We start from the raw sequence: 19,616 nt of genomic DNA, 5'->3' as shown, positions 1-19,616 counted from the left end.
CACCCTCCGCACAGCACCTTCCGCACGAACCCTCCGCGCAGAACTCCTCCGCACGAACCCCGCGTCAACTCTTCGCGTCACGCCGCCCGAGCACTGGCCGGCTCCACCTCGGGCGGCAGGTCCTGCCTGTGCCGCAACGACAGCAGGCCACCCACGATCAACGTCACCAGCACGCCCAGCGGCGTGTACCACGGGTAGGCCAGCACCTTCGAGGTGGCGGTGGCGGCGGAGAAGTCGATCGCCAGGCTCGCGTCCGGGCCGACGAACCGCACGCCGAGGATCACCAGCGCCATCACCACGACCGTCGTCACGAACGCCACGACCGCGTCGGTCTGCCTGGCCCGGCGGAACAGCAGCCCCAGCAGGAACGCGCCCAGCAGCGCGCCGTAGGTGAACCCGGCGATGGACAGGCCCTGCTCCACGATCGGGTTGCCGCGCTTGGTGAACGAGGCGAACAGGCCCGCGCACACGATCAGCAGCCCGGCCCACACCACGGTCCACAGCCGGCCCTGCTTGAGCAGCTCCGCCTCGCGCAACGGCCGGCGCACCACCCGCTGGACCACGTCGGTCACCGTCGAGGAGGCCAGCGCGCCCAGCGACGAGCTCAGCGCGGCGGCGAGGATGCCCGCGATCACGAACCCGGACAGCCCCGACGGCATGTCCTTGACGATGAAGTTCGCGAACAGCTCGTCGTTGTTGTTCAGCCCGAGGTCCTTCACCGGGCTCACGCCTTTGTAGAACGCCCACAGCATCACGCCGATGAACAGGAACAGCGCGAACTGGAGGAACACCACGACACCGCTGGCGATCAACGCCTTCTGCGACGCGCGCACGTCCTGCGTGGCCATCAGCCGCTGCACGATCAGCTGGTCCGCGCCGTGCGAGGCCATCGACAGCACCGCGCCGCCGATGAACGCCGTCAGGATCGCGTAGGGCGAGGTGAACGGGCTGGCGGACAGGTCGAAGACCTGGAACTTGCCCGCGTCGACGGCCGAGTCGAACCAGCCGGCGGGCAGCTTCCCGGACAGCACGACGATCACCGCGATCGCGCCCAGCACGTACCAGAGCATCTGGATCGCGTCGACCCACACCACGGCGCGCACGCCGCCGAGGAAGCTGTAGACCACCATCGCCAGGCCCAGCACGACCACGATCGCCCAGTACGACGCGTCCACGCCGTACGCGGCCAGCACCACCTTGACCGGGATGGCGGTGGCGAACAGCCGCAGACCGTCCGCGAGCAGCCGGGTCACCAGGAAGGTGACCGAGGCGGTGCCCTGCAGCCCGCTGCCGAACCGCTTGCCCAGGAACCCGTACGCGGTGACCAGGTTGCCCGCGATGTACTTGGGCAGCAGGACGAACGACACCACGACCCGGCCGATCAGGTAGCCGATCGCCAGCGACAGGAAGGTCATCGTGCCGCCGTACGCGATCGTCGGCACGGACAGCACGGTCAACGTCGAGGTCTCCGCCGACACCACCGACACGCACACGACCCACCACGAGATGCGCCGCTCGCTGACGAAGTAGTCCGTGGCGGACCGCTGCCGCCCGCCGATCCACACCCCCAGCAGCGGCATGCCCACCAGGAACAGCACGATGATGGCGACATCAAGGGCGCGCACGGTGTCCTCCAATTCTGAGCCCGGTGACGGGGGCGTCGGCGGGGTCGGGCAGTCGCAGGGGGTCGCGGCCCGGGGTGATCGCGCCGAGCAGGCGCGGGCCGGCCGCGCCGGTGGCGGCGGGCACGTTCGCGGGCAGGCCGTGCCAGGCGAGGAAGCCGAGCAGGGCCGCCAGGTACGCCTCCTTGCCGTCCGCGGGCAGGCCGAACTCGTCGCTGGTGCGCAGGTCCACCTTGTCCCGCAACGAGCGCACGAGCGCGGGGTTGCGCATCCCGCCGCCGGAGCCGATCACGGTGGTGCCGGCGCACTCGGCGGCGACGGTGCGGGCGGTGAGCTCGGTGAGCGTGGCCAGCAGGTCCTCGGCGGGCAGGGTCAGGCCGTCGGCGACCCGTTCGAGGTAGCCGAGGTCGAAGTGCTCCTTGCCGGTCGACTTGGGCGGGCGCGCGGCGTAGTACGGGTCGGCGAGCAGGCGGGTCAGCAGTTCCCCGTGGATCCGGCCGCGGGCGGCGAACTCGCCGTCCACGTCGTGCGTGCGCAGGCCGTTGGACAGGGCGGTCATGGCCGCGTCGAGCAGCGCGTTGCCCGGCCCGGTGTCGTAGGCGACCACCCCGTCTGGGGTTCGCCGGGTGATGTTAGCGATGCCGCCGACGTTCAGGGCGGTGGTGTTGGGCAGCTCGGCCAGCCACAGGGCGTCGAGGGTGCTCGCGAGCGGTGCGCCGTGGCCGCCGGCGGCGACGTCGCGGACCCGGAAGTCGGCGATCACCGGCAGTCCGGTGGCCTCGGCGATCCACGCCGGCTGGCCCAGCTGGAGGGTGCCCGCGCAGCGGCCGTCCACGACGTGGTGGTGGACGGTCTGGCCGAGCGAGGCGACGAGGTCGGCCCGGTGCGCCCGGACGTGCGGCCGGGCCGCGTCGGCGAACAGCCGGCCGAGGTCGTTGTCCATCAGGCAGAGGTCCTGCGCGCTGGTCGGCGGGGTGCGCAGGGCCGGTGGGAAGGGGTGCTCGCCGTGGTGCACCGGCGTGAGTACGACGGTCGTGCCCTCCAGCGCGAAGTCGCCCACCGCCACGTCGACGGCGTCCATGGACGTTCCCGAGATCAGCCCGATCACCCTCACGCCCTGTGTCCTATTGCACACCGGGGGCGGGCGCAAGGGGCTCGGTGGGAAAGTTGCCGGAAATCAACATTGTTCGTTGATTGGTGACAATGCGTGGCGTGCGAGGATTGGCCGGTGTCCACCGAGCTCCTGATCTGGATCGTTGTCGTCGTCGCGGCGCTGCTCGCGGTCGCCCTCGTCACGGGCGTCGTGCTGTCCAAGCGCAGGCGGATCAGCCTCACCGAGCCCGAGCGGGACAAGCCCGTCAAGGGGTACCAGGCCGGTGCCGGCGTCACCTTCGCCAAGCCCGCCGAGGCGGTGCGCGCCGCCGATCCCGTCGAGACCGACCCCGGGCCCGTTCGCGAAGCCGAACCCGAGGTCGGGCCGCCGGTCGAGCCGCCGGTCGAGCCCGAGACCGGGGGGAAGCCGGACGTCGAGCCGGTGCGGCACCCGGTCGCGGACCGGACCGAGGTCGACGGGCAGCCCGGCGTCGGCGACGACGCCGCCGTGCCCCGCGACTCGGTCAAGCGCGGGTTCGTCGAGGTGCCGCTGCCCGAGGCCGCGTCGGAGATCGAGGAGATCGAGCCCACGGCCGGCCGGCTGGAGCGGCTGCGCGGCAAGCTGTCGCGGTCGCGGTCCACGCTGGGCCAGGGCCTGCTCGGTCTGCTCGGCGCGGGCGACCTCGACGAGGACTCGTGGACCGACGTCGAGGACACGCTGCTGATGGCCGACCTCGGCGCGGCGGTGACCGACCAGGTCGTCACGGCGCTGCGCGCGCAGATCGTGGCCCGCGGGGTGCGCTCGTCGGACGACGCGCGGGCGCTGCTGCGCGAGGTGCTGGTCGACGCGCTGCACCCGGAGATGGACCGCTCGGTGCACGCGCTGCCGCACTCCGGCAAGCCCGCGGTGGTGCTGGTGGTCGGCGTCAACGGCGTCGGCAAGACCACCACGACCGGCAAGCTGGCCCGGGTGCTCGTCGCGGACGGGCGGACCGTGCTGCTGGGTGCCGCGGACACGTTCCGCGCGGCGGCGGCCGAGCAGTTGGCGACGTGGGGGTCGCGGGTCGGCGCGGAGACCGTGCGCGGCGCGGAAGGCGCGGACCCGGCATCGGTGGCGTTCGAGGCCGTGAAGGAGGGCGTGGCCGCGGGCGTCGACACGGTGCTGGTCGACACGGCCGGCCGGCTGCACACCAAGACCGGGCTGATGGACGAGCTGGGCAAGGTCAAGCGGGTGGTGGAGAAGCAGGCGGCGGTGGACGAGGTGCTGCTCGTGCTCGACGCCACCACCGGGCAGAACGGGCTGACCCAGGCCTGGGTGTTCGCCGAGGTGGTGGACGTCACCGGGATCGTGCTGACCAAGCTCGACGGCACCGCCAAGGGCGGGATCGTGTTCCAGGTGCAGCGCGAGCTGGGCGTGCCGGTGAAGCTCGTGGGGCTGGGCGAGGGTGCCGACCACCTGGCCCCGTTCGAGCCCGTCGCGTTCGTGGACGCCCTGCTCGGCTGATCGGGGCGGTCAGTTCACGCCGGCGCAGCGGTGCCAGCACTCCTTGACCTGCCGCTGCGCGGGGATCACGTGGTAGTGCAGCGGTTCCAGCGGTGAGCGCACCACGTAGGCGGGCGGGGTGCGGCGCGCCTGCGGGACCACGTGCTGGAGTGATCCGCGCACCGGTTCCCGCCAGCCGTCGCGGTTCGTGGCCCGCACCCGCGCGCCGGGGTAGGCGCGGCGGTACTCGCCGATCAGGTCCACCAGCCAGCGCACCCGGTCGTCGGCCGGCGTGGCGGGCACCGCGTCCAGTTCGCCGCCGTCGCACCAGCGGCCCACCACCTGGCGGTCGTCCCAGTGCAGGGTGAGCGTGCGGCCTTCATACGTCGTTCCCACGCCGGAGATCTTCGCCTGCGGGCGCGGGTTCGGCCGGTCCGGGTCATCCGATCGAGGGAACCCGCGCCGTTGCCGGTGGCCGGTCGCGGAGCTTCGCCAGCAGCGGGCCGAGGTCGCCGTCCACGTCGAGGCGGCCGAAGGTGTCGCGCAGCGCCGCCTCGTAGGCCGGCAGCGCGTCGGCGAGGACGTCCCGGCCGGCCCCGGTGATCCCGGTGTAGACGCGGCGCCGGTCGCGTTCGCAGGTCCGGCGCTCGGTCAGGCCGGTCCGCTCCAGCCGGACGACCAGCCGGCTCACCGAACTCTGGTTGAGCAGGGTCGCCTCGGCCAGGTCCTGCATGTGCAGTTCGCCCAGGGGTGAGCCGGCCAGGGCGATCAGCGCCAGGAACTCCGAGAAGCCGATGTCGGCCCGCTGCCGGAGCACCTTCCGCACGGCCGCGCCGACCCGGGTGTGCAACGCCGACACCCGGGCCCACAGCTGTCCGTCACCGGAGAGGGCCACCGGTGGGTTCGGCCCGCCACGCGTCGTCGGGTGGCCGGGCATCACGCGGTCGCGGGCTTGGAGGTCATCTTGAGGCCGACGACGCCGCCGATGATCAGCACGAAGCACGCGACCTTCAGCGGCGACAGCGACTCGTCGAAGACGAGCGTGCCGAACACGACGGTGCCCACCGACCCGATGCCGGTCCAGATCGTGTAGCCCACGCCGACGTCCAGCGTCTTGAGCGCGAGGGAGAGGAAGAAGATGCCGCCGGCGGCGGCCAGCACGGTGGTGATGGACCAGCCCAGCCGGGTGAAGCCGTCGGAACCGTTGGTGCCCAGCGCGAACACCACTTCGAAGACTGCCGCGATCAGCAGGTACGTCCACGAGCGCACGTCGGTCTGCGCGGGGGTGGCCGTCGGGGTCTGCTCGGTCATGTTCTCGCTCTTCCGGGTTCGTGGGGAGGGGAGGTCAGACACCGGCGGCGACGCGCAGGCCGATGACGCCGAGCACGATCGCGCCGAAGCACAGGACCCGGGCACCGGTGAGGCGCTCCTTGAACAGCAGGACGCCGAGCACGACCGTGCCGACCGAGCCGATGCCGGTCCAGATCGTGTAGCCGACGCCGACGTCGAGGGTGCGCAGGGCGAGGGACAGGAAGTAGATGCCGCCGGCGGCGGCGACCAGGGTGACGATCGACGGGACCAGCCGGGTGAAGCCCTTGGTCGCGTTGGTGCCCAGGGCGAACGCGACTTCGAAGACGGTGGCGATCGCCAGGTACAGCCAGTGCATCGGACCGACTCTCTGTGGTGGACGGACGATCTGGTTGCTTGCGCATTAACTGTATGCGCATGAATCTAATCGGGTCAACGGGTATCCCGGCGTCGGTCCGGATGCCGGGAAGTCCGGTCGATCACAGTGCCGGCGGGACGCCGAGGTGGCGGAGGGCCGCCGGGTCCTCCGCCGCGCGTGTGCTCAGGTCAGGCGAGTGCGGCCTGGTCGGCGAGGCCGCGGGCGATGGCCAGCACCTCGGGCAGGATCCGGTCGACCGCGTCCTTGGTCAGCCTGCCCTCGGGGCCCGACACCGACACGGCGGCCATCGTGGGCGCGCCGATCAGCGGGACCGCGATGCACCGCACGCCCAGTTCCTGCTCGCTCTCGTCGAGCGCGTAGCCCTGCTCGGCGATCCGGTCCAGCGACGCCAGCAGTTCACCCGCGTCGGTGATGGTGTTGGGCGTGTACGCGGGCAGCCCGGTGCGGTCCAGCAGGGCGCGCACCTGTTCGCGCGGCAGTTGGGCCAGCATCGCCTTGCCCACGCCGGTGCCGTGCGGCAGCAGTCGGCGGCCCACCTCGGTGAACATCCGCATCGAGTGCCGGGACGGCACCTGCGCCACGTAGACCACCTCGTCGCCGTCCAGCACGGCCAGGTTCGCGGTCTCCTCGACCTGGTCCACCAGCCGGGCCAGGAACGGCCGCGCCCAGGTGCCGAACTGCCGCGACGCGCTCTCGCCGAGGCGGATCAGTCGCGAGCCGAGGGTGTAGCGGCGGTTGCTGTTCTGCCGCACGTACCCCAGCGTGACCAGGGTGCGGATCAGCCGGTGGATCGTCGGCAGCGGCAGGCCGGAGGAGGCGGCCAGTTCCGACAGGCTCGCCTCGCCGCCCGCGTCGGCCAGCCGTTCCAGCAGGTCGAAGGCGCGCTGCAAGGACTGCACGCCCGTGGACTCCCGCGCCATCCGGATCACCCTTCGTTGCCGTTCCGCGATGCAAAAACTATAGTCCGCAGAGTAGAACCAGCCGCAAGAGAGGTGGGCCACCCATGACCGGTATCCGCGTGCTCGGGGGCGACGTCGAGCGTGGGGACGAGATCCTCACGCCGGACGCCCTGGAGTTCGTCGCCGGCCTCCACCGCGCGTTCGCCGCCACCCGGGACGAGCTGCTCGCCCGCCGGTCCGAGCGCGGTCGGCTCGGGTTCGCCGAGGAGACCAGGCACGTCCGTGAGGGGGACTGGCGGGTCGCCGAGGCGCCGGCACCGCTGCGGGACCGCCGGGTGGAGATCACCGGACCCACCGAGCGCAAGATGACCGTCAACGCCCTCAACTCCGGCGCGAAGGTGTGGCTGGCCGACCTGGAGGACGCGAACACGCCGCACTGGCACAACGTCGTCTCCGGTCAGGTCAACCTCTACGACGCCGCCCGCGGCACGGTCGAGCACCACTCGCCCGAGGGCAGGCACTACACCCTCAAGGACGGCGAGCGCCCCACCATCGTGGTCCGGCCGCGCGGCTGGCACCTGCCCGAGCGGCACATCGAGGTCGACGGCGTGCCGGCGGTCGGCGCGCTCGTGGACTTCGGCCTGCACTTCTTCCACAACGCCGCGCTCGGCCGGCCGTACTACTACCTGCCGAAGATGGAGAGCCACCTCGAAGCCCGGCTGTGGAACGACGTGTTCACCGCCGCGCAGGCCACGTTGGGCGTCCCGCACGGCACGATCCGCGCCACCGTGCTGATCGAGACCATCCCGGCCGCGTTCGAGATGGAGGAGATCCTCTACGAGCTGCGCGACCACGCGTCCGGCCTCAACGCGGGCCGCTGGGACTACCTGTTCAGCATCATCAAGTACTTCCGCGACCAGGGCGCGCAGTACGTGCTGCCGGACCGCAACAGCGTGACGATGACCGCGCCGTTCATGCGCGCCTACACCGAGCTGCTGGTCCGCACGTGCCACAAGCGCGGGGCGTTCGCCATGGGCGGCATGGCCGCGTTCATCCCGAACCGCCGCGACCCCGAGGTGACCGCGCAGGCGCTCGCCAAGGTCCGCGACGACAAGTCCCGGGAGGCCGGTGACGGCTTCGACGGCAGCTGGGTGGCCCACCCCGACCTGGTCCCGGTGTGCCGGGAGCTCTTCGACGCCCGGCTGGGCGACCGGCCCAACCAGCTCGACGTGCTGCGCGACGACGTGGAGGTCACCGCCGAGCAGCTGTTGGACTTCGCGTCCGCGGGCGGCGGCGTGACGCGGGCCGGCGTGGAGAGCGCTGTGGACGTCGGCGTGCGCTACCTGGTGTCGTGGCTGAGCGGCAACGGCGCGGCGGCGATCCACAACCTGATGGAGGACGCGGCGACCGCCGAGATCTCCCGTTCCCAGCTGTGGCAGTGGGTGCACAACGGCGTGGCGATGGACGACGGCACGCCGGTCACCGCGGAGCTGGTCCGCGCGGTGCTGCGGGACGTGCGGGGCAGGCTCGACGGCGAGCACCTCGACCTGGCCGTGGAGCTGTTCGAGCAGGTCGCCCTGGCCGACGACTTCGTGGACTTCCTGACCCTGCCGGCCTACGAGCGGATCGGCTGACGTGCCCCGCACGTCGCTGGACCCGGCGGCGGTGGCGGCGGCCACCGCACGGCTGGTCGACGTGGTCCGGCGGGCTCCGGAAGGCCGCCAGCCGGTGCACACCTGCTACGTCCCGGCCGACGAGGTCACCGCCGGCACGCCGGACGAGTGGGGCGCGCAAGCGCTCGCGGCGCTGGCGGCGCACGCGCCCACGCCCGCCGACCTGGCCCGGGTGCTGGACCTGCCGGTCGAATCGGCCGAGGTGCTGCACGCCAAGGTGGCGGCCAAGCTCGCCGCCGAACCCGTGGAGGACCTCCGGATCGACTTCGAGGACGGCTACGGCGCGCCGCCCACCGAGGACGACGACGCGGAGCGCACCGCCCGGGTGGTCGCCGGCTGGCTGGCCGAGGGACGTGCCCCGGCGCGCTTCGGCCTGCGGATGAAGTCGTTCGACACCGCGGCGCTGCGCGAGCGCGGCATCCGGACGCTGGACGTCTTCCTGACCGCGCTGGGCGAGGTGCCGGCGAACTTCGTGATCACCTTCCCCAAGGTCACGTCGGTGGCGCAGGTCGAGGTGCTGGGCGAGATCCTCGACCTGCTCGGCGGCGACCTCCGGTTCGAGATCCAGGTCGAGACCACCCAGTCCGTCGTGGACGACCGGGGCCGGCTGGCGATCCCGGCGTTCATCGAGGCCGGCCGGGGTCGGGTGAGCGGGCTGCACTTCGGCACCTACGACTACACGGCCGGCTGCGGGCTCGGCGCGGCGCACCAGCACCTGGCGCACGGGGCGTGCGACTTCGCCCGGCACGTCATGCAGGTCTCGGCGGCCGGCCGGGGCGTGGAGCTGTCCGACGGCTCGACCAACGTGCTGCCGGTGGGCGACGCCGTCGAGCACGGCTGGCGCACGCACTACGGGCTGGTCCGCCGTTCCCTGGCGCACGGCTTCCACCAGGGCTGGGACCTGCACCCGGCGCAGCTGGTCACCCGGTACGCCGCGGTGTACGCGCACTACCTCGACGGCGCACGGGCCGACGCGGAACGGCTCCGGGCCTACGTTTCCCGCGCCGGCGGGACCGTGCTGGACGAACCGGCGACCGCCCAGGCGCTGTCGTCGTCGTTCCTGCGCGCGGTGGACTGCGGTGCGCTGGACGCGGCCGAGGTCCGGCGCATCACCGGGCTCGACCCGGCCGGGCTGCGGGCGCTGGCCCGGCGTTCGTAACAGGGCGGCGATCCCCGGCGACCCAAGGGGGGACGGCCACTCCCGGGAGGTCCCATGTTCGCCGACCGGCTGGCCTTCGCCCGGCGGGCGCTGGCCGAGGGGAACCACGACCAGGCCGTGCTGATCGTCGCGGGCGGGCTGGCCGAGGCCCGCCGCCGGTTCGACCGGGGTGACGGCGACGCCCTGGCGTGGACCGCGGTCCTCACCGATGAGCTGGACGCGCTGACCGAGGACGTCCTGGAGCCCGCCGAGCGCACCGGGCCGTGGGAGGACCTTCGCGCGCTGGCCCGCCGGGCGGGCGCCGCAGCGGCCGAACTCGGGTCGGTGCTGCGGCTGGCCGTGCTGCACCTGCGGGCGGACCGGCCGGAGGTGGCCGCCGAGCACGCCGCGGCGGTGCTGGACCTGGTGTCCCGCAACGGGGTCCTGCGCGCGAAGGGCGTGCGGGTCGACGAGCCGGACCCGACCACCATCCACGAGGTGCTGACCGACGTGGCGCACGACCTCTACTACCGGCGCGAGGACTTCGCCGCGGCCGAGGCGCTGGCCGACGGGTTCGCCGGGTGCTACCCGGACTCCCCGGTGCCGTGGTACTTCCTGGGCCACTCGGCGGCGCGGCTGGAGCACCACGAGGCCGCCGTGCGCGCGCTGACCCGGCTCGCCGAGCTGGTCCCGGACCTGCCGGGCCCGCTGGTCTCGCTCAGCGGCTCGCTGTTCCACGTCGACCGGCGGGCCGAGGCCGTGGCGGCGCTGACCCAGGCGATCGAGCTGGCCCCGGACGAGGCGCGCTACCGGTGCTTCCGGGCGCGGATGCACGCGGCGGACGGCCGTGCCGAGGACGCCCTGGCCGACGTGGACGAGGTGATCGGCACCGCGCGGGTGGCGCGCGACCTCGCGGACTTCGCCGCCGTGCTGCGGCTGAACCTGTTGGTGGACCTGGGCCGGCTCGCGGAGGCGGCGGCCGGGGCTCGGGTGCTCGCCGACACCGGTGACGAGCCGACGGCCGGCGCGGCGTACGCGGTGCTGGGCGACCTCGCGTTCGACGGGGGCGACTACCCGAGGGCGATCGTCTGCTTCACCGCGCAGCTCGACCGGCACGAGTCGGCCGAGGCGCTGCTGTCCCGGGCCACCGCCTACGAGGCGGCGGACCTGCTGGACGCGGCGGCGGCGGACCTCGACGCGCTGGCGCTGCTGGAGCCGGCGCGGGCCGTGGAGGCGTTGACCGGTCTGCGCGAGCGGCACCCGACCCACGGCGGCACGGCCAAGGCGCTCGGCCACGCCCTGCTGCGGCTGCGCGACCCCGCGCGGGCCGTGGAGGAGCTGACTGAAGCCCACCGGCGGCTGCCCGGCGACTGGCAGGTGGTGGCGTGGCTGGGGTTGGCGCAGGTCACCCACAGCGCCGCCGACGACGAGTGGAACGACGGGTTCTCCGGCCGCCGCGTGCTCGACGCCGTCGGCCGGCTGACCGACGCGGTGCTGATGGCGCCCGACGAGCCCCACCCGCGGCACCACCTGCGGTGGCTGGTGGACCGGGCCTGCGCGCTGCCGCCGATCCGGGACTTCCTGGTGCACGCCCGGGACCTGCCGCGCGGCTTCGGCCCCGGTGGCGCGGACCTGGCGGCGGCGCTGCCGGACGTGGCCGACCTGCTCGCCGGGTGGTCGCGCGCCCTGCCGCCGGAGGAGGAACCGGCGCGCGGCGAGTCGTCGCTGACCGCGTTGGCGGCGCTGCGGGCCCGGATCCACGACCTGCCGGTGTTCGGCGCGCTGGTGGACCTGCGGCTGGCGGAGGTGCACCTGCGGCTCTACCAGGTGCCGGCGGCGCTGGACCTGGTGGCGGGCGCGGAAGAGGCGCTCGACGACGTCGGCCGCACGCCCGGTGACCGGTTCCGCGGTGAGTTCCCAGAGCCGTTGTCCGGGCTGGACTTCGACCACGTGGAGCTGACCGCGGCGGTGCACACCGAACTGCGGAAGTCGATCGCCGTCCACCGCTCGCGGGCGCTGCACCGGCTCGGCGACCTGGACGGCGCGCTGGAGGCGGCCGACCACGGGCTCGGCGACGACGATTTCGACCACCTGTACCGGCGCACCACGTTGCTGCGCGACGTCGGCCGGTTGGACGAGGCCGTCGCCCAGCTGCCCCGGCTGACCGGCCTGGCCGGGCGCGCCGACCGGACCCGGCTGGCCAACCTGGAGGCGACCCTGCACCTGAGCCGGCGCGAGTTCGACGCGGCGGCGGGTGTGCTGGAGCGCGTCCTGCCCACCGTGGAGCCGGATTCCTACGACGCCTCGGTGTTCGTCACCAACCTGATCTCGGTGCACCTGGAGCGGGCCGAGCCGGCCGCGGTGCTCGACCTGATCGACCGCTACCCGCTGCCCGCCGGCGCCCCGTCGTCGTTGCTGCTCAACCGGCACGCGATGCGCGCGGTCGCGTTGACCGGGCTGGGCGAGCACCGGGCCGCGGCGGCCGGGTTCCGGGCGGCGCTGGCGATCGCCGAGGACGTGCGCGGCGGGCTGCTCGACCGGGCCGCCCGGCTGTCGTGGGAGGCGACCCACCTGTGGGTGTACGAGCAGGCGGTGCTGGTGGCGCTGGCGGCCGGCGACCCGGCGGGCGCGTGGGAACTCGTGCGGCGGGCCAAGGCCCACGAGTTCGACCGGCCGGGCGCGGACCCCTCGCCCGGTGCCGAGGTCCGCGTGCCGGACGGGTGCGTGCTGGCCGAGTTCTTCGTGGCGGCCGACCGGGTCCTGCTGTTCGTGCTGTCCCCGGGCCGCGCGGAACCCGAGGTCCACCAGTGGGAAGCGGAGTCCGACGAGCTGGTCGGGTGGTTCTTCGACCGGTCGGTCCGGGAGCTGGACCAGGAGGCGTTCGCGGTGGCGTTCGGGCCGATGGTCGCGCCGATCACCGACCGCTGCGCGCCCGGTGACGTGATCGTCCTGGTGCCGCACGAGGTTCTGCACCACTTGCCGTTGCACGCGTTGCTGCTCGGCCGGAACCCGGTGTGCCGGCTGCCGTCCGCGACGCTGCCGCCCAGTCGGCCGGACCGGCGGTGGGACACGGCGGTGGTGCTCGGTGACTCGCGCGGCGACCTCGTGCACTCCCGGGAGGAAGCCGCGCGGGTGGCGGCGGTGTTCGGGACCCGACCCGTGCTCGGCGTCGACGCGACCCGGCTGCCGGCCGTCGGTGCGGACGTGCTCCACCTGGCGTGCCGGGGCCGGGGCGACGGCGAACCGGCCGTCCTGTTGGCCGACGGCCACGAGCTGACCGCCTCGGACATCGGCGGGCCCGACCGCACCCCGGGCCTGGTGACGTGGAGCGCGAGCGGCTTCGGCGACGACCCGGCCGGTTTCGCCCGCGCGGTGCTGCACGCAGGCGTGCCGTCGGTCGTGGTGAGCCTGTGGGAGGTGGACGACCTGTCCACGACCCTGCTGATGGCCGACTTCTACACCCGGCTGCGGGCCGGCGCGGGCCTGGCCGACGCGCTGCGCGACGCGCAGGTGGCACTGGCCGCGACCGCCGCGCGCGAGGTCGTGGCGTACTGCGACGACCGGCTGACCGGCGTCGTCGACCCGGTCGCGGCCGCCGGACTGCTGCTTGACCGGGCCGGCGCGCAGACGGCGGCGGGCGACCTGGGGCGGGCCGCGGCGACGTGCCGGGAGGTCGGGCCCGCGCTGGCCGGGACCCGGGGCGGCTGCGCCCGACGGCTGCGCGAGCGTGCCGCGCGTCGGCTCAACCTGTTGGCGCTGAAAGCGGAATCCCCGCCGCCGGTGGATTACGCCGCGCGGCCTTTCGCGCATCCCTACCATTGGGCGGCATTCGTGCTCGTGGGTGATTGGCGGTGAGGCCGGTGCTGTTGTCCACGTTGACCAAGAGCCACGTGGTCGTGCGGGACGACGTCGAGGTGCCCCAGGCGAGAGCCGCGCGGGAGCGGGTGAACGCCGAGTACATCGTGGTGGTGACCGCCGACGGCAACCCGCTGGGCGTGCTCGGCCGGGCGGAGCTGGCCGAGCTCGGCGAGACGTCGCAGACGCTGACCGCCCTCGCCCACCGGTTCCCGACGCTGGTCGTGGTCGGCGGCGACCCCGACGAGCTCGGCCCCGAGGAGCTGTTCGACCTGGCCGACCTGGTGGTGCGCGAGCGGCTGCGGTTCGTGCTGGTGGAGCGGGACGGCCTGCCGGCGGGGGTGGTGCCGAGGGCGGCGATCGCCGACGCGCTGCCGCTGGACGCGCTGGACAGCCCGGCCGTCCGGGTGGGCAACCCGACCGTGCCGGCGCTGCGGTACGTGTGCCGCAAGTGCGCGCCGCCGTCGTTCCAGCTGCCGCGCGCGCCGGGGGAGGGCGGGCGGCCGCCGAACTGCCGGCGGGTCTTCTTCCACGGCGTCATGGAAGCCGACGCCTGATGTTCGCCTCGGTGCTGCGGGAGGTCACGGGCTACTTCGACAAGCGCGCCCTGATCTCGTCGTTCTTCCCGGTGCTGGCCTTCCTGGGCGGCACGGTCGTCGTGGTGTGGACGACGGTGGCGGGCGTGGCCGGCGCGGTCGGGGCCTGGGGCGCGCTGGACGTGACGGTCCAGGCGGTGCTGCTGGTCGGGTTCCTGGCGCTGGTGTCGTTCCTGACGTTCCTGCTGGGCAACCTCCGCGAGTGGCAGGACCGGGTGTGCCAGGGGCACTGGCCGGCGTGGGCGGCCCCGGTGGCGCGGTCGCGCACCAAGGCGCACCGCAAGGCGCGGCGGGCGCTGATCGAGCGCGACGCCGAGTTGCAGCGCGAGGAGGAGGCGCTGGCGGTCGAGCGCGCGTCGCTGCCCCGTCCCGACGACGCCGCGTCCGGGCCGTTGTCGGACGCGGAGTTCGCGGCGGCGGTCACGACGTTGCGGGCGGTGCGGGACTCCTCGGAGTGGCCGGTGGGCACGGCGGTGCTGCTGGCCGGGCTGGTGCGCGGTGTCCGGGACCGGCCGGCGGACGTGGAAGCGGTCACCGGCCTGGCGCTGGACCTCGACGCGCACCTGGCGGCGGTCGAGCACGGGGTGCGCGATCGGCGTGCGGCGGTGCAGCAGGAGCTGTTCCTGTGGTTCCCGCAGCCGCCCGGGGACGTGCGGCCGACCCGGATGGGGAACGTGGTGCGGGCGGCGGAGCAGCACCCGTCGACGCGGTACGGGTTGGACGCGGTGGTGATGTGGACGCGGTTGCAGCCGGTGCTGCCCAAGGAGTTCGCCGACGCGGTGAAGGACGCCAAGGTGTCGGTCGACCTGCTGTTGACCATGGCGGTGTTCGCGCCGCTGTTCGGCGTGCCGGTGACGTGGTGGCTGGTGTGGCGGCTGCCCAGGATCGAGGGCTTGGCGGCGTGGCTGACGGTGGTGGCCGTGGCGGTGGTCGGGTACGCGCTGCTCCGGGTGAACTATCGGATGCTGCCGCTGGTGGTGGCGGGCGGCGGGTTCGCCCTGGTGCACACGTTCAGCGGGTTCTGGCAGCCGGTGTTGCGGGCGGAGGTCGGTCTGCTGTGGACGATCGCGCTGGTGATCCTGTCCTACGGGCTGTACCGCAACGCGACGCACGCGACGCTGGCGTACACCGAGCGGCTGCGGACCGCGTTCGACCTCTACCGGTGGAACCTGTTGGCGGAGTTGCGGATCAAGCCGCCGGAGACCTCGGCGGAGGAGCAGCGGGTGTGGAACGGCCTGAGCCAGTTCCTGTACCGGGGCGGTGTGGCCGATCCGGCGTTGCTGAGGTACGAGCACCCCAAGCCCGAATGACGCAGAACCGCCCCGGTGCCACGGAGGACCGGGGCGGCGGGGTCAGAACGCGGGCAGGGTGAGCCAGGCGGAACCGGCGTCCTCGGCGTCGTCACGCAGCACGGAACCCTCGATCAGCCCGTAAGGCCGGTCGGCGGCGTAGAAGACCTCGTTGTGGTTCTCCAGCCCGAACGCGCTCAGGTCCACCTCGAAGTGGTGCTTGTTGGGCATCGACAGCCGCACCTCGGCGACCTCCGGCCGGGCCCGCAGCACCGCCTCGCCCATCGCGTACAACGTCTGCTGCAACGACAGGCTGTGCTTGGCCGCGAACGTCCGCAGCATGATCGACCGGATCTCGCCGAAGCTCGTCGCCCAGTCGATCCCGGTGCCCTGGTAGCGCCACCGCGCGGTCACCGAGGTCGCCAGGATCCGGTCGGTGGTCTCGCGCAACGTGGTGTACGGGTCGCGCGGGTAGCCGTGGAACTCCGAACCGGTCGACTTGAGCACCACGAGGTCCGTCAGGCCCGACACCACCCACGCCCGGGAACCCTCGACCGTCACGGCGGTGGTGCGCTTCTCGTCCCCGCCCGCCACGAACGCGTGGTCGTGGCCCTCGATGCGCTGCCACGAGTGCTCGTCGATCAGGATCCGCGCGCCGCTGATCGGTTCCTGCGTCGACACGAAGTGCCGTCCCAGGCGCAGCGCGAAGTCCTCGATCTCGCCGACCGGGGCCTGCTTGGCGAACGCGTACACGGTGTTCTTCTGCGTGTCGGTCGCCAGCACCTTGGCGTTGTCGCCGGTCAGGTGGGTGTCCTCCAGGTCGCCGCGCAGCGAGGTGCTGACCGTGAAGTCCCGGACGGTGTGGACCGCGCCGTCCCGGGTCACCGTCACGAGCCGGTTCTCCGCTTTGCCGTACTGGTTGGGCCCCAAGACGATGGCCATCGGTCAGCTCCCTCGGGTGTCGTCGGGGTGGAGCACCTTCCGCAGGCGCAGCGCGGCGATCTTGGCCAGTTCCCCGTTGACCACGCGCAACTCGTCCCGCTCCGGGTTGGTCAAGCGCGCGGTCAGGTCGGCCAGCACCCGCTCTCCGGACAGCCCGGTCGCACACACCAGGTAGAGGTGCCCGAACCGGTCCTCGTAGGCCGCGTTCGCCGCCTTGAGCCGGTCGGCCAGGGATGGGTCGACGCCGGACTGCTCGGCGGCCGACCACCGCGCGGCGACGCCGCCGCGCGCGGACTTCTCGCCGATCCTCGGGTGTCCGGCGATCGCCGCGCGCACCTCGTCGTCGGTCAGGTCGACCCGGGCCCCGGCGAGCAGGGCCTCCTCCGAGGCGTACGGGCGGCCCGCGATCACGGCGTCGACCCAGCGCGGCACGGCGAGGCATTCGGTGAGCAGCGGACGGAGATCCGCCGCCGGCGCGGCGTTGAAGTCGGCTAAACCGGGCACAGAGGCTCCCAACTTCTGTATCGCGGAAACACGATTCCGATTCAGCGACGGTACGAGCGGGCTGCGGGAAGTGTCAACAGTCTTGCGTGGCCTGCCATACCGTCTTACGCTCTCTCTTTACGGAAGGCAGCTTCCGTAATGTGGAAGGAAAGCCATGTGGTCCGACGTCGACCTGTCGATCTTGTGCACCGACCTCCCGCTGCTCGACCGGCCGGCGGCGGCGAAGGCGGCCGGGTTCGACGCGGTCGTGCTGCGGTGGCGCGAAGACGCGGCACTGGCGGACGCACGGCTGGTGATTGCCGGCGAGGGGTCGCTGGACGCCCAGACGTTGCACGGCAAGGCACCCGCCGGGGTGGCGAGGGGCGTGCCGGTGGTGGCCGTGCCGAAGCCCTCCCACCCGGCCCGGCCGGGTGGTCGCATCGCGGCCGGGTGGCTGGGAGAGTGACCGCCATGGACCTGGTGTTACGGGCTGCCCGGGTGATCACGCCGGACGGTGAGGTGGCCGCCGACGTCGGCGTGCGCGACGGCCGGATCGCGGCCGTGACCGGGATCGGCCGGCTGGACGGGGACCGCGTGGTCGAGCTGGCCGACGACGAGGTCCTGCTGCCCGGCCTGGTGGACACCCACGTGCACGTCAACGACCCCGGCCGGGCCGAGTGGGAGGGTTTCGGCACGGCCACCCGCGCGGCGGCGGCCGGCGGCGTGACCACGGTCGTCGACATGCCGCTCAACAGCCTGCCGCCCACCACGGACGTCGCCGCGCTGGAGGTCAAGCGGGCGGCGGCGCGCGGCGCGGTGCACGTCGACGTCGGGTTCTGGGGCGGGATCGTGCCCGGCAACGCGGCGGACCTGCGACCGTTGCACGACGCGGGCGTGTTCGGGTTCAAGTGCTTCCTGATCCACTCCGGGGTGGACGAGTTCCCGCACGTGGAGCTGCCCGACCTGACCGCCGCGCTGACCGCGCTGCCGGACGCGCTCACCATCGTGCACGCCGAGCACCCGCACGACGTGACCGAGTCCGGGCCCGACTACGCCGGGTTCCTGGCGTCCCGGCCGCACCGGGCCGAGGACCACGCGATCGCCGACCTGGTCGGCGTCGCCCGGGAGACCGGGGCGCGCGTGCACGTGCTGCACCTGTCGTCGGGCTCGGCGCTGGCGCTGGTCGCCGACGCCAAGGCGGAGGGGCTGCGGCTGACCGCCGAGACCTGCCCGCACTACCTGACGTTCGTGGCCGAGGAGATCGCCGACCGCGCCACCCAGTTCAAGTGCTGCCCGCCGATCCGCGACGCGGCCAACCGCGAGCAGCTGTGGCGGGGGCTGCGCGACGGCGTGGTGGACCTGGTGGTCAGCGACCACTCGCCGTGCACGCCGGAGTTGAAGGAAGGCGATTTCGCCACCGCGTGGGGCGGGATCGCGAGCCTCCAACTGGGACTGCCGGCGGTGTGGACGCAGGCCCGGCGGCGCGGGCACGCGCTGCCCGACGTGGTCGAGTGGATGGCGCGGAAACCGGCCGACCTGGTGGGCCTGCGCCGCAAGGGCCGCATCGCCGAGGGCGCCGACGCCGATTTCGCGGTGTTCGCCCCCGACGACGCGTTCGTGGTCGACCGCAACCGGCTGCACCACCGCAACCCGGTGACGCCCTACCACGGCCGACCGCTGGCCGGCGTGGTGCGCCAGACCTGGTTGCGCGGCCGGCCGGTCACCGGCGACGAGCCCCGAGGACGGTTGCTGAGCAGAGGAGAGACATGACCCCGAGCTGGACCCGGCTGCCCGACCTCGCCTCCCGCGCGGCGGGCGGCACCGTGGCGTGGGCCAACGACGAGCTGTTCGCCGAGCGGGAGAACCTGATCACCCGGGCCGAGCCCGGCTACCGGCCCGCCACGTTCGGCCACAAGGGACAGGTCTACGACGGCTGGGAGACCCGCCGGCGGCGCGAACCCGGCGACGACAGCGCGATCGTCCGGCTGGGACTGCCGGGCGTGATCCGGGGCGTCGTGGTGGACACCGCGTTCTTCAAGGGCAACTACCCGCCGGCCGCGACCGTCGAGGCGACCCGCGCGCCGGGCCACCCGAGCCCGGACGAGCTGACCGGCTGGGAGGTCGTGGTCCCGAGGTCGCCGCTGGAGGGCGACCGCAAGCACCACTTCGACGTGGCGGTGGAGAAGCGGTTCACGCACGTCCGGCTGACCATCCACCCGGACGGCGGCGTGGCGCGGCTGCGCGTGTACGGCTCGCCCGTGCCGGACCCGGACCTGCTGGTGCCCGAGGCGGTCGACCTGGCGGCGCTGGAGAACGGCGCGTCGGTCACCGGGTGCAGCAACACGTTCTACAGCGACCCGGCCAACCTGATCGCGCCCGGACCGGCGGCGGTGATGGGCGAGGGCTGGGAGACCGCCCGCCGCCGCGACGACGGCAACGACTGGGTGGAGCTGGCGCTGGCCGCGCCCGGCGCGGTGCGCCTGGCCGAGCTGGACACCAGCCACTTCAAGGGCAACGCGCCGGGCTGGGCGTCGGTGCGGGTGCGCGACGAGCGGACCGGCGGCGACTGGGTCGACCTGCTGCCCCGGACCCGGTTGCAGCCCGACACCCGGCACCGGTTCCGGGTCACCGGCCCCGAGGCCACGCACGCCCGGCTGGACATCTACCCGGACGGCGGGATGGCCCGGTTGCGGCTGGTCGGCGCGCTCACCCCGAGCGGCTTGGAGACCATCACGCAACGTTTCCGCGTACTCACCCGTTAGCCTGGAAGCAGTCAACCCTCCGGCGTACCCCGTGTCCGACTTCAGTCGGTTGTGCCGCAGTTCACCCCCTGGAAGCCTGCGAAAACCCATCCGGG

18 protein-coding genes are annotated in these 19,616 nt (G+C 73.4%); 9 read left to right on the top strand and 9 right to left on the bottom strand.

The features are described from left to right. Positions 1–77: 77 nt before the first annotated feature. Both BN6_RS34395 and BN6_RS34390 read right to left on the bottom strand, forming a co-directional pair. Positions 78–1,625: a sodium:solute symporter gene (locus tag BN6_RS34395; protein ID WP_015104476.1), complete on the bottom strand. Its 1,548-nt coding sequence runs from the start codon at positions 1,623–1,625 to the stop codon at positions 78–80. After that, a complete protein-coding gene (locus BN6_RS34390; protein ID WP_015104475.1) occupies positions 1,612–2,736 on the bottom strand; it encodes an anhydro-N-acetylmuramic acid kinase in 1,125 nt (374 codons plus the stop codon). The genes BN6_RS34395 and BN6_RS34390 overlap by 14 nt, the downstream gene beginning before the upstream one ends. Positions 2,737–2,850: 114 nt before the next feature. On the opposite strand from BN6_RS34390, the gene ftsY reads away from it, so the two are divergent. After that, a complete protein-coding gene (ftsY, locus tag BN6_RS34385; RefSeq protein ID WP_041315094.1) occupies positions 2,851–4,218 on the top strand; it encodes a signal recognition particle-docking protein FtsY in 1,368 nt (455 codons plus the stop codon). Between the two features lie 9 nt (positions 4,219–4,227). Here ftsY and BN6_RS34380 read toward each other — a convergent pair whose 3' ends face one another. From BN6_RS34380 to BN6_RS34360, 5 genes are all read right to left on the bottom strand, one after another. Continuing rightward, on the bottom strand, positions 4,228–4,593 hold the full coding sequence (locus BN6_RS34380) for a hypothetical protein (protein WP_015104473.1): 366 nt from the start codon (positions 4,591–4,593) through the stop codon (positions 4,228–4,230). Between the two features lie 43 nt (positions 4,594–4,636). Then, complete coding sequence (locus BN6_RS34375) at positions 4,637–5,092, bottom strand: MarR family winged helix-turn-helix transcriptional regulator (protein WP_231904824.1); 456 nt, start codon at positions 5,090–5,092, stop codon at positions 4,637–4,639. 41 nt (positions 5,093–5,133) lie between these two features. Continuing rightward, positions 5,134–5,508, bottom strand: a complete 375-nt coding sequence (locus BN6_RS34370) for a DMT family transporter (protein ID WP_051075842.1) — start codon at positions 5,506–5,508, stop codon at positions 5,134–5,136. 34 nt (positions 5,509–5,542) lie between these two features. Then, positions 5,543–5,863, bottom strand: coding sequence for a DMT family transporter (locus tag BN6_RS34365; protein ID WP_015104470.1), 321 nt, complete (start codon positions 5,861–5,863; stop codon positions 5,543–5,545). A gap of 188 nt (positions 5,864–6,051) precedes the next feature. After that, entirely contained in the window at positions 6,052–6,804 is a 753-nt protein-coding gene (locus BN6_RS34360; RefSeq protein WP_015104469.1) for an IclR family transcriptional regulator, read from the bottom strand. An 83-nt stretch (positions 6,805–6,887) separates the two neighbouring features. Between BN6_RS34360 and aceB the strand changes: the two genes are divergently transcribed. The 5 genes from aceB to BN6_RS34335 are packed head-to-tail and all read left to right on the top strand — an operon-like array spanning position 6,888 to position 15,355. Beyond that, entirely contained in the window at positions 6,888–8,417 is a 1,530-nt protein-coding gene (aceB, locus tag BN6_RS34355; protein ID WP_015104468.1) for a malate synthase A, read from the top strand. 1 nt (position 8,418) lies between these two features. Continuing rightward, on the top strand, positions 8,419–9,615 hold the full coding sequence (locus BN6_RS34350) for a DUF6986 family protein (protein ID WP_015104467.1): 1,197 nt from the start codon (positions 8,419–8,421) through the stop codon (positions 9,613–9,615). Positions 9,616–9,669: 54 nt separating this feature from the next. Then, positions 9,670–13,449, top strand: a complete 3,780-nt coding sequence (locus BN6_RS49865) for a CHAT domain-containing protein (RefSeq protein ID WP_015104466.1) — start codon at positions 9,670–9,672, stop codon at positions 13,447–13,449. Next, entirely contained in the window at positions 13,446–14,006 is a 561-nt protein-coding gene (locus BN6_RS34340; protein WP_015104465.1) for a CBS domain-containing protein, read from the top strand. Before BN6_RS49865 ends, BN6_RS34340 begins: the two co-directional genes overlap by 4 nt. Continuing rightward, on the top strand, positions 14,006–15,355 hold the full coding sequence (locus tag BN6_RS34335) for a hypothetical protein (protein WP_015104464.1): 1,350 nt from the start codon (positions 14,006–14,008) through the stop codon (positions 15,353–15,355). Before BN6_RS34340 ends, BN6_RS34335 begins: the two co-directional genes overlap by 1 nt. A 42-nt stretch (positions 15,356–15,397) precedes the next feature. Here the strand turns inward: BN6_RS34335 and pucL are convergent, their stop codons facing one another. Together pucL and uraD are read right to left on the bottom strand one after the other, a co-directional pair. Next, complete coding sequence (pucL, locus tag BN6_RS34330; protein WP_015104463.1) at positions 15,398–16,276, bottom strand: factor-independent urate hydroxylase; 879 nt, start codon at positions 16,274–16,276, stop codon at positions 15,398–15,400. A 3-nt stretch (positions 16,277–16,279) separates the two neighbouring features. Beyond that, positions 16,280–16,780 (bottom strand): 2-oxo-4-hydroxy-4-carboxy-5-ureidoimidazoline decarboxylase, encoded by a 501-nt coding sequence (gene uraD, locus BN6_RS34325; RefSeq protein ID WP_015104462.1) that lies wholly within the window; start codon positions 16,778–16,780, stop codon positions 16,280–16,282. Between the two features lie 154 nt (positions 16,781–16,934). Between uraD and BN6_RS50325 the strand changes: the two genes are divergently transcribed. Genes BN6_RS50325 through alc form a run of 3 tightly spaced genes read left to right on the top strand, consistent with a single transcriptional unit; the run spans position 16,935 to position 19,521 of the window. Further along, positions 16,935–17,225, top strand: a complete 291-nt coding sequence (locus tag BN6_RS50325; protein ID WP_015104461.1) for a glycerate kinase — start codon at positions 16,935–16,937, stop codon at positions 17,223–17,225. A 5-nt stretch (positions 17,226–17,230) separates the two neighbouring features. Next, the gene (allB, locus tag BN6_RS34315) at positions 17,231–18,529 is read left to right on the top strand and encodes an allantoinase AllB (protein ID WP_015104460.1); all 1,299 of its coding nucleotides are present in this window, start codon (positions 17,231–17,233) and stop codon (positions 18,527–18,529) included. Beyond that, positions 18,526–19,521: an allantoicase gene (alc, locus tag BN6_RS34310; RefSeq protein ID WP_015104459.1), complete on the top strand. Its 996-nt coding sequence runs from the start codon at positions 18,526–18,528 to the stop codon at positions 19,519–19,521. The genes allB and alc overlap by 4 nt, the downstream gene beginning before the upstream one ends. The last annotated feature ends 95 nt before the right edge of the window (positions 19,522–19,616 follow it).

Source organism: Saccharothrix espanaensis DSM 44229, from assembly GCF_000328705.1.
GTDB classification, from domain to species: Bacteria; Actinomycetota; Actinomycetes; order Mycobacteriales; family Pseudonocardiaceae; genus Actinosynnema; species Actinosynnema espanaense.
The sequence above is the reverse complement of the archived record's forward strand: the minus strand, read 5'-3'. Positions and strand labels throughout refer to the sequence as shown.